Origin of the sequence: Xanthomonas sp. LF07-6, from assembly GCF_034105445.1 — a bacterium.
Classification (GTDB): Bacteria; Pseudomonadota; Gammaproteobacteria; order Xanthomonadales; family Xanthomonadaceae; genus Xanthomonas_A; species Xanthomonas_A sontii.
The window spans coordinates 452,928-466,242 of sequence record NZ_JAXGGI010000001.1; the positions used below are offsets into that span (position 1 = coordinate 452,928).

A 13,315-nucleotide genomic window follows, 5' to 3' on the forward strand; every position below is an offset into this window, starting at 1 on the left:
AAGCCTGTAGCATCGCGCCGACCTTCGCCACCGTCTCCCGGCATGACCGATTCGCCCGATCACGACGAAGCAGGACAATTGCTGGTGGCCACCGCCACCGGCGACAGCGCCGCATTCGAACGCCTGTACCGCACCACCTCCTCGCGCCTGTTCGGCGTGTGCCTGCGCATCGTGCCGCAGCGCGGCGAAGCCGAGGACGTGCTGCAGGAAGTGTTTTCCTCGGTCTGGCGCAAGGCGGCGCAGTTCGACCCGCAGCGCGCGCGCGGCCTGACCTGGCTGACCATGATCGCCCGCAACAAGGCCATCGACCATTTGCGCGCACGCGCACCTGCGCGGCAGTCGGTGGCGCTGGACGACGCCGGTGAACTGCAGGACGAAGGCCGCGATCCGCTCGCCGACACCGAGTGGCGGGTGGCGGGTCGGCGCCTGGACGTGTGCATGGGCGAACTGGAGCCGCCGCGCGGCGACTTGATCCGCACCGCGTTCTTCGAAGGCATCACCTACGAAGAACTGGCCCAGCGCAGCGGCACGCCGTTGGGCACGGTCAAGAGCTGGATCCGCCGCGGCCTGGCCAAACTGAAAGCGTGCCTGGAACGATGAACGCCTCCGTGCCCGATCCACAGGAAACCCCGCCGCCGCGCGACGTGCTGGCCGGCGAGTACGTGCTCGGCGTGCTCGACGCGCAGGAGCGCCGCGCCGCCGAAGCACGCATCGACAGCGACCGCGAATTCGCCGCGGCCGTGCTGCAATGGCAGCAGCACCTGATGCCGCTGGCCGACGAGATCGCCCCGGTGGCGGTGCCCGAGCGCGTGTGGGTGCGCATCCGCGCCTCGCTGGGTCTGGATGCGCCGGCGCCGCGCCCGCGCCCCGCCGCACCCGGGTTCTGGGACAGCGTGCGGACCTGGCGTTGGCTCAGCGCCGGCGGCTTCGCCACCGCCACGGCCTGTCTGATGGCGCTGCTGCTGGCGCGTGCGCCGGTGCCGCCGCCGGCCGCGCAGCCGCCGCCGGTCGCCACCACCACCACGCCCAAGCCCAGCGGCATCGCGATGACCTCCACGCTGATGCAGGACGACGGCAAGCCCGGCTACGTGGCGCTGATGGACGCCGACAAGCGCAGCATCACCCTCACCCCGCTGGCCGGCGCCCGCGACGCCGGCCGCGTGCCGGAACTGTGGCTGATCCCGGCCGACGGCAAGGCGCGCTCGATGGGTGTGTTCGACGAGGCCAAGGCGCGCGTGGCGCGCATTCCCGATGCGCTGATGCCCTTGCTCAGCGACGGCGCGGTGCTGGCGGTGACCATGGAACCGCCCGGCGGCGCGCCCGGCGGCGTCGCCACCGGCCCGGTCGTGGCCAAGGGCGGCATCAGCACACTGCAGCTGGCGCCGTAGACACCCCTTCTCCCATCGGGACCATGGATGCCCTTCTCCCGTCGGGAGAAGGTGCCCCGAAGGGGCGGATGAGGGTACGGGCGAAGCCTCGTACAGCGTCCGCTAGCGCAAGTTGGATACGCGGAGGGCTTCGCTCCGTACCCTCACCCCAACCCCTCTCCCGATGGGAGAGGGGCAGTGCACCACGTACCTTGCACGCGCCGCGGAGAGATCGGGCCGCGGTCAGGCTATGCCGCGCTCGTCTACAAGAACCGGTCGCGCATTCACCCGCCCACCACTCGTGCGCAGGCAACATCCCCGCCGCCATCGCGCATCCGCACGACAGCCAGATCTTCCGATTCGTGCGACGCCTGCGCTGCGCCGTCGTGGCCGCCATGCCGCGTTCGCAGCCGTGCAGGGGAAATGCGACGCGGTGCATCCGTCTTCCGGTTTCGCCCGTATCGCTCCCAAGTCCCCCAATGAGACGCGCTTGTGCCGAGTCCCGTTCCGGAACCCAGCCATTCCACAATGCCACCAGCGCCGCGTGGCCGCATCCTGCGCACCTTGCGGCGCTGGTTCGACACCAGTGCCGAGATCGAGCTGGATCCGGCGCGGGCAGACCGCATCGACTGGCTGCGTGCCGCGCCCTACATCGGCCTGCACCTGGCGTGCCTGGGCGTGTTCTGGGTCGGCGTGTCGTGGTTCGCCGTCGGCATGGCCGTGGCGATGTACGCGGTGCGCATGTTCGCGCTCACCGGCTTCTACCACCGCTACTTCGCGCACCGCGCGTTCAAGACCTCGCGTCCGGTGCAGTTCCTGTTCGCCGCGATCGGCGCCACCTGCGTGCAGCGCGGACCGCTGTGGTGGGCCGCCCACCACCGCAACCACCATCGCCATACCGATACTCCGGCCGATCCGCATTCGCCGCGCCAACACGGCTTCTGGTGGAGCCATAGCGGCTGGTTCCTGACCCCGCGCGGCTTCCGCACCGACTGGGAGGCGATCCCGGACCTGCGCCGCTTCCCGGAACTGCGCTTCCTCGACCGCTTCGACCTGCTGCTGCCGGTGCTGCTTGCGCTGGCGCTGTTCCTGCTCGGCGAGTGGCTGCAGCAGCACGTGCCGCAGCTCGGCACCAACGGCCCGCAGTTGCTGGTGTGGGGCTTCTTCGTCTCCACCGTGGCGCTGTTCCATGCCACCTTCACCATCAACTCGCTGGCGCACCGCTTCGGCAGCCGCCGCTTCGACACCCGCGACGACAGCCGCAACAACTTGTGGCTGGCGCTGCTGACCTTCGGCGAAGGCTGGCACAACAACCACCATTTCTTCCCCGGCGCCGCGCGCCAGGGCTTCCGCTGGTGGGAACTGGACCTGACCTGGTACGGCCTGAAGGCGCTGTCGTGGACGCGCGTGATCCGCGAGCTCAAGCCGGTGCCGGCCGGGCTGGTGCGCGCACAGGCGCGTGCCCGATGAGCCGGATCGCGGTGGTGGGCTCGGGGATCGCCGGCCTCGGCGCGGCGTGGTTGCTGTCGCAGCGCCACGAGGTGACGCTGTACGAGGCGGCAGACTATCTCGGCGGCCATACCCATACCCATGCGATCGAACTGGACGGTGCGGAATACGCGGTGGACAGCGGCTTCATCGTGTTCAATCCGGAGCACTACCCGCTGCTGAGCGCGCTGTTCGCGCGGCTCGGGGTCGAGTCGCAGCCGACCACGATGAGTTTCTCGGTACACGAGGAGCGCACCGGGCTGGAGTACAACGCCGGCACGCTCGATGGGCTGTTCTGTCAGCGCCGCAATCTGCTGTCGCCGCGCTTCTGGCGCATGCTGCGCGATCTGCGGCGGTTCTACCGTGAGGCGCCGCAGGTCCTGCACGACGCCACGCTGGCGCAGCTCACCCTCGGCGACTTCCTGCAGCGCCACCGCTACTCCGAGGTGTTTCGCGACGCGCACCTGGTGCCGATGGCCTCGGCGCTGTGGTCCTCGCCGTCGCGGCAGATCCTCGATTTCCCGATGCGCCAGCTGATCGGCTTCATGGCCAATCACCACATGCTGCAGGTCAGCGGCCGCCCGCAGTGGCGGGTGGTGCGCGGCGGCTCCAACAGCTACGTGCGTGCGCTGCGCAGCCGCTGGCGCGTGCGCGAGCGGCTCGGCACGCCGGTGCGCGCGCTGCAGCGCACGGCCCACGGCAGCGTCGCGATCGCCTGCGATGCCGACACCCAGCAATACGACCACGCGGTATTGGCCTGCCACGCCGACGACGCGCTGCGCCTGCTGACCGACCCCAGCGACGCGGAAACCGCGATCCTCGGCGCGATCGGCTACCAGGACAACGAGACCGTGCTGCACACCGATGCGCGCGTGCTGCCGCGCGACCGCCGCGCCTGGGCCGCCTGGAACGCGCATGTACCGGCCGATCCGGACGCACCGTGCACGGTCAGCTACTGGATGAACGCGCTGCAGTCGCTGCAGGCGCCGCAGCCGTTCATCGTCAGCCTCAACCGCACGGATGCGATCGATCCGGCCAAGGTGCTGCGGCGCATGCGCTACCGGCATCCGCTGCAGACCCAGGCATCGGTGGCGGCGCAGGCGCGCAAGGGCGAGATCCAGGGCCAGCGCAATACCTGGTTCGCCGGCGCCGGCTGGGGCTTCGGCTTCCATGAGGACGGCCTGCGCAGCGCGGTCGACGTTGCCGCCGCGCTGGGGGTACCCTGGTCATGACGCTGATGCGCCGTGCTGCCGTGCCCGCCCCGCCGACTGGCGCCGTCTCGACAACGTCGGCGGCGGCGGGCACGACCCTGCATGGCCTGCACAGCGCGGTATACACCGGCTGGGTGCGGCATCGCCGTTACGCGCCGAAAGCGCTGGCGTTCCGCTATCCGCTGTTCCTGCTGTACCTGGACCTGGACGAACTGGAGCAGGTGTTCGCGCGGCGCTGGCTGTGGTCGGTGAACCGGCGCAACCTGGCCGAGTTCCGCCGCAGCGACTACCTGGGCGACCCCGCGCAGCCGCTGGACGAGGCGGTGCGCGACCGCGTGCAGCAGCACACCGGCGAGCGTCCGCTGGGCCCGGTGCGCATGCTCACCCACCTGCGCTACTTCGGCCACTGCTTCAATCCGGTCACGTTCTACTACTGCCACGACGCGCAGCAGCGCCTGCACAGCATCGTCGCCGAGATCACCAACACGCCGTGGCGGCAGCGCCACGCCTATGTGCTGCCGATGGCCGAGGCGCGCAATCACGGCACCACGCACGCCTGGCGCTTCGCCAAGCGCTTCCACGTCTCGCCGTTCATGGCGATGGCGCACACCTACGCCTGGCGCTTCAGCGAACCCGGCGCGCAACTGCGCGTGCACATGGACGTGCTCGATCCCACGCCGGCGGCGACGCGGCGACGCTTCGACGCCACCCTGGTGCTCGAGCGCCGGGCCCTCGATGGCGCCAGCCTGGCGCAGGCACTGCTGCGCTATCCGGCGATGACCCTGCAGGTCATGGCCAAGATCCACTGGCAGGCGCTGCGGCTGTGGCTGCGCGGCAACCCGGTGCACGACCACCCCGACCACTCCCTTCCGCGAGAACGCCGATGAACGCTCCGCACGCGCCCTCTTCCGCCGCCGCGCTGGCCCCTGCCGCACCGCCGCTGCGCGGGCTCGACCGCCTGCTGCGGCAACGCCTGCTCGCCACCCTGGACGGCCTGCGCGAAGGCCAGTTGCGCATCGAGGAAGCCGGCACGCTGACCACGCTGGGCGATTCCACCGCTGGCGCCGACGCGCTGCAGGCGCATCTGCGCATCCATGACCCGCGCTTCTACCGGCAGGCCGCGCTCAACGGCAGCGTCGGCGTCGGCGAGGCGTACATGGACGGGCTGTGGGATTGCGACGACTTGGTCGCACTGGTGCGCCTGCTGGTGCGCAATCGCGACCGCCTGGACGCGATGGAGACCGGCCTGGCCCGGCTCGGCGGCCTGGCGATGCGCGGCCTGCACGCGTTCGCGCGCAATACCCGCGCCGGCAGCCGCCGCAACATCGCCGCGCACTACGACCTGGGCAATCCGTTGTTCGAGCTGTTCCTGGATCGCAACCTGATGTACTCCTCGGCAATCTTCCGCGACGCCGACGCCGCCTTGGGCGAGGCCGCGCTGGAACGCGCCGCCGAGCGCAAGCTGCAGCGCATCTGCGCCAAGCTCGATCTGCAGCCGCACCACCACCTGGTCGAGATCGGCACCGGCTGGGGCGGCTTCGCGCTGCATGCGGCCAAGCACCACGGCTGCCGCGTCACCACCACCACCATCTCGCGCGAGCAGTACGAACTGGCCCGGCAGCGCATCGCGGCCGCCGGGCTGTCGGACCGGGTCGAGGTGCTGCTGCGCGACTACCGCGATCTCGACGGCCGCTACGATCGCCTGGTCTCGATCGAGATGATCGAGGCGATCGGCCATCAATACCTGGATACCTACTTCGGCAAGGTCGGCAGCCTGCTCAAGGACGACGGCCAGGCGCTGATCCAGGCCATCACCATCGAGGATCATCGCTACGCGCAGGCGTTGAAGTCGGTGGACTTCATCAAGCGCCATATCTTCCCGGGCAGCTTCATTCCCTCGGTGGCGGCGATGACCGGCGCGATCGGCCGCGCCAGCGACCTGCGCCTGTTCAACCTGGAAGACATCGGCCCCAGCTACGCGCTGACCCTGCGCGCCTGGCGCGAGCGCTTCATGGCCAGGCTGCCGCAGGTGCGCGCGCTCGGCTACGACGAACGCTTCATCCGCATGTGGGAGTTCTACCTGGCCTACTGCGAAGGCGGCTTCCTGGAGCGCTCGATCGGCGACGTGCACCTGTGGCTGAGCAAGCCGCGCGCACGGCCGGCGCAGTTCGCGCCGGCGCTGGCGGGCGACGCATGAGCAACCTGATCAACTACCTCGCCCTGCAGGGGCTGTGGCTGGCCGCCGTCGTCGGCGCCGCGCACGGCTTGGCCTGGGCCGGCCCGGCGGCGCTGGCGCTGTTCGCGCTGTACCAGTTGCAGCCGCGCCGCCGCGCGCGTGGCGACGCCGCGCTGATCGCCCTGGCGTTGCCGTTGGGCGCCGGTGTCGATGCGGCCATGCGCGCCGGCGATTGGGTGCGCTACGCCGCCGCGCCGCCGGCACCGTGGCCGCCGCTGTGGATCCTGGCGCTGTGGGCCGGCTTCGCGCTGACCTTCCAGCACTCGCTGGCCTGGGTGATGCGCCATCCCTGGCGCGCGGCGCTGTTCGGCGCCATTGGCGGCCCGCTGGGCTATGTGCTGGCCGCGCGCGGCTGGCAGGCGGTGACGCTGGTGGCGCCCACGCCGCAGGCGCTGCTGGCGCTTGCTGTGGGCTGGGCCGCGGCGCTGACCTTGCTGAGCCTGGCGACGCGCCGCCTGATGGTCGCCACGCCGGCGCTGCCGGCCACCGGAGCGGCGCGATGAACGCATGGCCGCTCCTGCATGTAGGCATCTTCACCGTGCTGGTCATGCTCGCCGGCTGGGCCTGGCAGCGACATACCCGCAATGCCGGCGTGGTCGATGTGCTGTGGTCGGCCTGCATGGCGCTGACCGCGGTGTACTGCGCCTGGCGCGCCGATGGCGCGCTGCTGCCGCGGGTGCTGACCGCGGTGCTGGGCGGGCTGTGGGGCGCGCGCCTGGCCTGGCATCTGGGCGTACGCGTGTTCGGCGATGCGCACGAAGACGGCCGCTATCGTGCCCTGCGCGAGCACTGGCACGGCGACCAGCGCAAGTTCCTGGCGTTCTTCCTCGGCCAGGCGCTGGTGGTGCTGGCGTTCGCGGTGCCGCTGTCGGTGGCCGCGCGCAATCCGCAGCCGCAGTGGAGCGTGTGGACCACGTTGGCGGTCGCGACCTGGCTGATCGCGGTCGGCGGGGAAAGCCTGGCCGACCGGCAACTGGCCGCGTTCCGCACCGACCCGGCGAACAAGGGCAAGACCTGCCGCCAAGGCCTGTGGCGCTATTCGCGGCATCCGAACTACTTCTTCGAATTCGTGCACTGGTTCGCCTACGTGTTCCTGGCGGTGGGCAGCGGCGCGCTGTGGGTCGGCGTGGCCGCGCTGGGCCCGTTGCTGATGTTCGCCTTCCTCTATCGCGTCACCGGCATTCCCTATACCGAACAGCAAGCGCTGCGCTCGCGCGGCCGCGATTACGCCGACTACCAGCGCAGCACCAGCGCCTTCTTCCCCATGCCGCCGCGGCACTGAGCCGCGCGAGGAGATCCGCCATGTCCAGTACCTTTGCCACCTCTTCCCCGCCTGCCGCGCCGGCCGAGCCGCTGGCCACGCGCCTGGCCGAATCCGGCCTGCTGCCCGACGCCATGCTGCGCGCGGCGATGCGCCGGTTGTGCGCGCAACGCTTGCGCGACGAGCGCGCCGGCGGCGCCGACGCGGCCTGGGAACGCCAGCGCCTGCTGATCGAATCGTTGCGCGAGAGCGCCATCGCGATCGAGACCGACGCAGCCAACCGCCAGCATTACGAAGTGCCGCCGCGCTTCTTCGAGCTGTGCCTGGGCAAGCGCCTGAAGTACAGCAGCTGCTACTGGGATGCGACCACGCCCGACCTGGACGCGGCCGAAGAACGCATGCTGCAGCTGTACGCCGAACGCGCACAGTTGCGCGACCGCCAGCGCATCCTCGAACTGGGCTGCGGCTGGGGCTCGCTGACCTTGTGGATGGCCGAGCAGTTCCCCGGCGCACGCATCACCGCGGTCTCCAACTCGCGGCCGCAGCGCGAGCACATCGAAGCGCAATGCCGTGCGCGCGGGCTGAACAACGTCAAGGTGATCACCCACGACGCCAACACCCTGACCCTGCCGACCGAGAGCTACGACCGTGTGGTCTCGATCGAGATGTTCGAGCACATGCGCAACTACCGCGAACTGCTCAAGCGGGTCAGCCACTGGCTGGTGCCGGGCGGCCGGCTATTCGTGCACATTTTCTGCCATCGCGACCTGGCCTACCCGTTCGAGGTGCAGGGCGAGGACAACTGGATGGGCCGGCACTTCTTCACCGGCGGCCTAATGCCGGCGGCCGACACCCTGCTGCAGTTCCAGGACGACCTGGCGATCGAACGCCGCTGGCTTCTGTCCGGCCAGCATTACGAGAAGACCGCCAACGCCTGGCTGCACAACCAGGACCGCCACCGCGACACGCTGATGCCGGTGCTGCAGGCCACCTACGGCGCCGACGCCAAGATTTGGTGGCAACGCTGGCGCATGTTCTGGATGGCCTGCGCGGAACTGTTCGGCTACGAACAGGGCCAGCAGTGGGGCGTGGCGCATTACCGGTTCGTCAGGCGCTGAGGCGCTGGGGTGCCGGGAATGGAGAATGGGGAAACGGGAATGGGCGTCCCGCGAGTGCCGGCATTACCTGCGCACCCAAGAAACGTGCGGTCAGCCGGGACGGGCCTTACCGGAGACGCCTGTCGCGGCTGAAGCCACTGCTTCACGCGGTCGCTCAGGCGACGCACTGCCGGCTTTCCCATTCCCCATTCCCAACTCCCCATTCCCGGCTTTCACGCCGCCGCGGTAATCACGATCTCGATCTTCCAGGCCGGGTCGGCTAGCTTGGCCTGCACGGTGGCGCGGGCCGGGGTGTTGCCCGGGCTGACCCATTCTTCCCAGACCTTGTTCATTTCGGCGAACTCGGCCAGGTCGGTCATGAAGATCTCCGCGCGCAGGATCCGGCTCTTGTCGGTGGCGGCGAGCGCCAGCAACCGGTCGATCGCGGCCAGCACCTGGCGGGTCTGGCCGGCGATGTCTTCGCTGGTATCGTCCGCGATCTGCCCGGCCAGATAGGCCACGCCGTTGTACACGGTCATCTCCGACATCCGCGGGCCGGTATCGAAACGCTGGATCATGATGCGCTGTCCTGTAGTGGGAAGACCGCGCCATTGTCGCGCGATTGCGCCGCGGCTGCAGGCACCAGCCGCCACACGCGATACGCCACCGGCAGCAGCCAGGCCAGGATCAACACGATCGGCAGTTTCTGGGTCAGCCCGCGCGGCGGCGCGCGCCACAGCACATGCACCCACAGGGCCACGAACGCCAGCACCGCCAGCAGCAACAGCGGCCCGGCGCGGCCCTTCCACGCCGCCTGCCCGCGCAGCCACGCGCTCTGCAGCAGCATCGCCGTGGTCACGCACAGGAACGCGGTCTGCGCGGAGAGCCCGTGCACCAGCGGCGCCAGCAGCGGTGCGCGCTGCGGCAGATAGCTGTCGCCGATCGCCACGCCGCACAGGCCGAGCGCGGCGCAGCCGAACAGCAATACAGGCGCACCGCTGCGCGCGCGTGGCGGCGCCTGCGCATACAGCCCGACCGCCAGCGCCACCACGCCGACGGCCAGCAGGACGTAGACGGTGCGCAGCAGCAGGCCGCCGGGCCCATGCAGGTACTGGCTGAGCGTGGCCTGCTGCCAGTGCAGATCGGCGCGCACGACCTGCAACGCCATGGCCACGCCGAGGAACAGCAGCGCCAGCAGCAGCGCTGCGGCGCCGGCCAGGCGCGTCCAGCGCGGCGGCGTGGGAAAGGGAGATGCGGACAAGGGCATCGACAGGCTCCGGAACCGACACAGACCGTCGCCACATGCGCCGGCCACGGCCCCTGCCGCGGTCCCGACGCCGTAGCGACGTGCGATTCCACTATCATGCGCGTCGCCGGCACGGCCGGTATAGCCTGGAGCGTGGGATGCACGGCAAGAGGAGCGGTACGGCTGACAGGGGGGCGATGTGTGCGCTGCGGGGTGCGGCCCGGGAGGCCGCCAAGCTCACCGGTACCGGACTCGCCTGCGCGCCGCTGACCGCGACCGCTGTCGGGACCTGACGCGTGGCATCCCACCGGGGTGATGCGCGGCAGGCCGGTGCAACCCGGCTTGCCCTGACACCCCACCCACCGCGACGCAGCCACTTGGTCGCAGCCCTCTCAATGTTCGTCACACGCTTTCATCCAACCGGTATCGCGATGGCCCGTCTTCGTTTCACCCGCACTTCCGCTCCGGCCGCGTCGCGCACCGCGCAACGTGCGCCGTCGCGCCTCGCCGCCGTCCGTCCGCAATGACCGACGCCGCGCCCTCCACTCCCGCACCCACGCCCGGCTGGCGCCGTGCGCTGCCGGTGCTGGCCAGCCTGGCGATCCTGGCCCTGGCGCTGCACGCGCTGGCCACGGAGTTCAGCACCCACGGCTACAGTGCGATCCGTCACGCCTTCAACCAGCTGAGCCTCAGCCAGATCGTGCTGACCCTGCTGCTGGGCCTGAGCAGCTATGCCTGCCTGATCGGCTTCGATGCCGTCGGCCTGCGCCGCAGCGGGCGCAAGCTGCACCCGATGCGGATCAGCATCACCGCGTTCCTGGCGCATGCGGTCGGGCAGACCCTGGGCTTCGCCGCATTGACCGGCGGCGCGGTGCGCCTGCGCGGTTACGGCCGGGTCGGGCTGAGCCTGGCCGAGATCGGCCAGGTGGTGCTGATGAGCACGCTCGGCTTCGTGTTCGGCGCGTGGCTGCTGCTGGCGCTGGCCCTGACCCTGGAACCGGCCGCGGCGGCGCTGGCGCTGCCGGTCGGCGCGACTGCGGTGCGCGCGATCGGCATCGCGTTGCTGGTCGGCTTCGCCACGATGCTGCTGCTGGCCGGCCGCGACGGCCGCACCCTGCGCTGGCGCAGCCACGAACTGTGGCTGCCGGACCGGCGCACCACCCTGGGCGTGACCGCGCTGAGCGTGGTCGAACTGGGCCTGGCCAGTGCCGCGTTCTACGTGCTGCTGCCCAACGAATCGGGCATCGAATACATCGGCTTCGTCGGCCTGTACCTGGTCGCGGTGGTGGCGGGCCTGGTCTCGACCGTGCCGGCCGGCCTGGGCGTGTTCGAGTGGAGCCTGCTCAAGCTGCTGCCCGGCGTGGCGCCGGCGGCGGTGCTGGCGGCGGCGCTGATCTACCGCATCACCTACTACGTGGTGCCGCTGCTGCTGTCGGTGCTGATGGCGTCGCTGTCCGGCCTGCGTCGGCCGCTGGCCGCCAGTGCCGGCGGGGTCCGCGTGGCCTGGCGCACGCTGCGCCCGTGGCTGCCGCAGATCATCGCCCTGGCGGTGTTCGCGGTCGGCGCGGCGCTGGTCATCGACGGCACCCTGCCCACGCCCAAGCGCCGCCAGGACATGGCGCCGCTGTCGATCATGGAAACCTCGCACCTGCTGGCCAGCCTCGGCGGCGTGGTGCTGCTGCTGATCGGCCAGGGCCTGCAGCGGCGCAGCCATGCCGCCTGGGTGCTGGCGATCGGCATCTGCGTGCTGCTGCCGCTGCCGGCCTGGCTGCGCGGCGGCCACGTCTCGGTGGCGCTGTCCTCGCTGGTGGTGGCGGTCGGCCTGTGGGGCGCGCGCCGCGAGTTCTATCGCGAGGGCGCCCTGCTCGACGAGGCCTGGTCGTGGCCGTGGCTGCGCAACCTCGGCCTGGTGCTGATCGCCACGATCTGGCTGCTGTTCTTCGTCTACAGCCACGTCGAATACCAGAACGAGCTGTGGTGGGAGTTCGCAACCTCGGCCAACGCGCCGCGTGCGCTGCGCGCGGTGCTGCTGGTCAGCGTGGCGGTGGTGGTATTCGGGCTGGCGCGGCTGCTGCACAGCACGCGCTCGCCGTTGCCGCCGGCCGATGGCGCGCAGCTGGACGCGCTGGCGCCGGTGCTGGCCGAGGCCACCGACACCCAGGCCTGCCTGGTGCTGACCGGCGACAAGGCGCTGCTGCAGGCCGAGGACGGCCCCGGCTTCGTGATGATGCAGCGCTACGGCGGCTCGCTGGTGGCGATGGGCGACCCGGTCGGCGCGCCGGAAGTGGCCCGCGCGCTGATCTGGCGCTTCCGCGAGGAAGCCGACCGCATGGGCCTGCGCCCGGTGTTCTACCAGGTCGGCGAGCAGCACTGGCAGACCTACCTGGACCTGGGCCTGACCCTGGTCAAGCTCGGCGAGGAAGCGATGGTGTCGCTGGAGGGCTTCCACCTGGAAGGCCGCGACCGCGCCGACCTGCGCCAGGCCTGGAACCGCGGCAAGCGCAGCGGGCTGAGCTTCCGCATCGTCGAGACCGACGCGGTGGACGCGCTGATGCCGGTGCTGGCCGAGGTCTCGCAGCAGTGGCTGGAAGACAAGGCCGGCGCCGAGAAGGGCTTCTCGCTGGGCAGCTTCGACCCGGCCTACCTGCGCCGCTTCCCGATCGCGGTGGTGGAGTTCGAGGGCAAGGTCGTGGCCTTCGCCAACCTGTGGCAGGCCCCGGCCGGTCACGAGCTGTCGGTGGACCTGATGCGGCACATCGCCGATGCGCCGAAGGGCACGATGGACTTCCTGTTCATCGAGCTGTTCCTGTGGGGCCGCGACCAGGGCTACAAGCGCTTCTCGCTGGGCATGGCGCCGCTGTCGGGCCTGGCCCAGCACCGCCTGGCCGGCCGCTGGAACCGCTTCGGCAACCTGATCGTGCGCCACGGCGAACGCTTCTACGGCTTCACCGGCCTGCGCCGCTTCAAGTCCAAGTTCGCCCCTGCCTGGCGCACCCGCTACCTCGCCGCGCCCGGCGGCATGCACCTGCCCGCCGCCCTGCTGGACGTGACCCGGCTGATCTCGCTGGATCCACGCAAGCCGGAGTGAGGCGGGGATTGGGGAGTCGGGATTGGGGATTGGCCTGGCTACCCCGTTTGCCGGAGCTTTACGAGGCTTCGCACCGTACCCTCATCCGCCCCTTCGGGGCACCTTCTCCCGCAGGGAGAAGGAACAGCAAAGCCCCTCTCCCCCCGGGAGAGGGGTTGGGGTGAGGGTACGACCGCCATGGAGTCCGGCGACACCGAACGGGCGCTTGTCCCGCGCAGAACTGGCGTTTCAGCGATCAGTGTCGCGGCTGAAGCCGCTCCTAAGACGGCGCGAACGGACAAGCCCGCACCCGCGACCAACCCCCAATCCCCAATCCCGCCT

Annotated in this window: 12 protein-coding genes; 10 read left to right on the top strand and 2 right to left on the bottom strand. The window is 70.6% G+C overall.

Annotated features, from left to right (window positions below; genetic code table 11):
• The first annotated feature begins 42 nt into the window (after positions 1–42).
• The 9 genes from SLW56_RS01820 (at position 43) to SLW56_RS01860 (ending at position 8,681) form a co-directional block, all read left to right on the top strand.
• Complete coding sequence (locus tag SLW56_RS01820; RefSeq protein ID WP_320694271.1) at positions 43–600, top strand: sigma-70 family RNA polymerase sigma factor; 558 nt, start codon at positions 43–45, stop codon at positions 598–600.
• Positions 597–1,388, top strand: coding sequence for an anti-sigma factor (locus SLW56_RS01825; RefSeq protein ID WP_295943679.1), 792 nt, complete (start codon positions 597–599; stop codon positions 1,386–1,388). Before SLW56_RS01820 ends, SLW56_RS01825 begins: the two co-directional genes overlap by 4 nt.
• A 507-nt stretch (positions 1,389–1,895) precedes the next feature.
• Positions 1,896–2,837, top strand: a complete 942-nt coding sequence (locus SLW56_RS01830; protein WP_320694272.1) for an acyl-CoA desaturase — start codon at positions 1,896–1,898, stop codon at positions 2,835–2,837.
• Positions 2,834–4,087: an FAD-dependent oxidoreductase gene (locus tag SLW56_RS01835; RefSeq protein WP_148827578.1), complete on the top strand. Its 1,254-nt coding sequence runs from the start codon at positions 2,834–2,836 to the stop codon at positions 4,085–4,087. The genes SLW56_RS01830 and SLW56_RS01835 overlap by 4 nt, the downstream gene beginning before the upstream one ends.
• Positions 4,084–4,953: a DUF1365 domain-containing protein gene (locus SLW56_RS01840; RefSeq protein ID WP_320694273.1), complete on the top strand. Its 870-nt coding sequence runs from the start codon at positions 4,084–4,086 to the stop codon at positions 4,951–4,953. The genes SLW56_RS01835 and SLW56_RS01840 overlap by 4 nt, the downstream gene beginning before the upstream one ends.
• Positions 4,950–6,263: a cyclopropane-fatty-acyl-phospholipid synthase family protein gene (locus tag SLW56_RS01845; protein ID WP_267099112.1), complete on the top strand. Its 1,314-nt coding sequence runs from the start codon at positions 4,950–4,952 to the stop codon at positions 6,261–6,263. Before SLW56_RS01840 ends, SLW56_RS01845 begins: the two co-directional genes overlap by 4 nt.
• Positions 6,260–6,805, top strand: coding sequence for a DUF2878 domain-containing protein (locus SLW56_RS01850; protein WP_267093747.1), 546 nt, complete (start codon positions 6,260–6,262; stop codon positions 6,803–6,805). The genes SLW56_RS01845 and SLW56_RS01850 overlap by 4 nt, the downstream gene beginning before the upstream one ends.
• Complete coding sequence (locus SLW56_RS01855) at positions 6,802–7,584, top strand: DUF1295 domain-containing protein (protein WP_267085102.1); 783 nt, start codon at positions 6,802–6,804, stop codon at positions 7,582–7,584. Before SLW56_RS01850 ends, SLW56_RS01855 begins: the two co-directional genes overlap by 4 nt.
• A 20-nt stretch (positions 7,585–7,604) precedes the next feature.
• Positions 7,605–8,681, top strand: coding sequence for a cyclopropane-fatty-acyl-phospholipid synthase family protein (locus SLW56_RS01860; RefSeq protein ID WP_152246238.1), 1,077 nt, complete (start codon positions 7,605–7,607; stop codon positions 8,679–8,681).
• 212 nt (positions 8,682–8,893) lie between these two features.
• Here the strand turns inward: SLW56_RS01860 and SLW56_RS01865 are convergent, their stop codons facing one another.
• Positions 8,894–9,238: a RidA family protein gene (locus SLW56_RS01865; protein WP_017910151.1), complete on the bottom strand. Its 345-nt coding sequence runs from the start codon at positions 9,236–9,238 to the stop codon at positions 8,894–8,896.
• Positions 9,235–9,927 (bottom strand): DUF998 domain-containing protein, encoded by a 693-nt coding sequence (locus SLW56_RS01870; protein WP_295965542.1) that lies wholly within the window; start codon positions 9,925–9,927, stop codon positions 9,235–9,237. Before SLW56_RS01870 ends, SLW56_RS01865 begins: the two co-directional genes overlap by 4 nt.
• A 502-nt stretch (positions 9,928–10,429) precedes the next feature.
• Here SLW56_RS01870 and mprF point away from each other — a divergent pair.
• Entirely contained in the window at positions 10,430–12,994 is a 2,565-nt protein-coding gene (mprF, locus tag SLW56_RS01875; RefSeq protein ID WP_150410310.1) for a bifunctional lysylphosphatidylglycerol flippase/synthetase MprF, read from the top strand.
• The last annotated feature ends 321 nt before the right edge of the window (positions 12,995–13,315 follow it).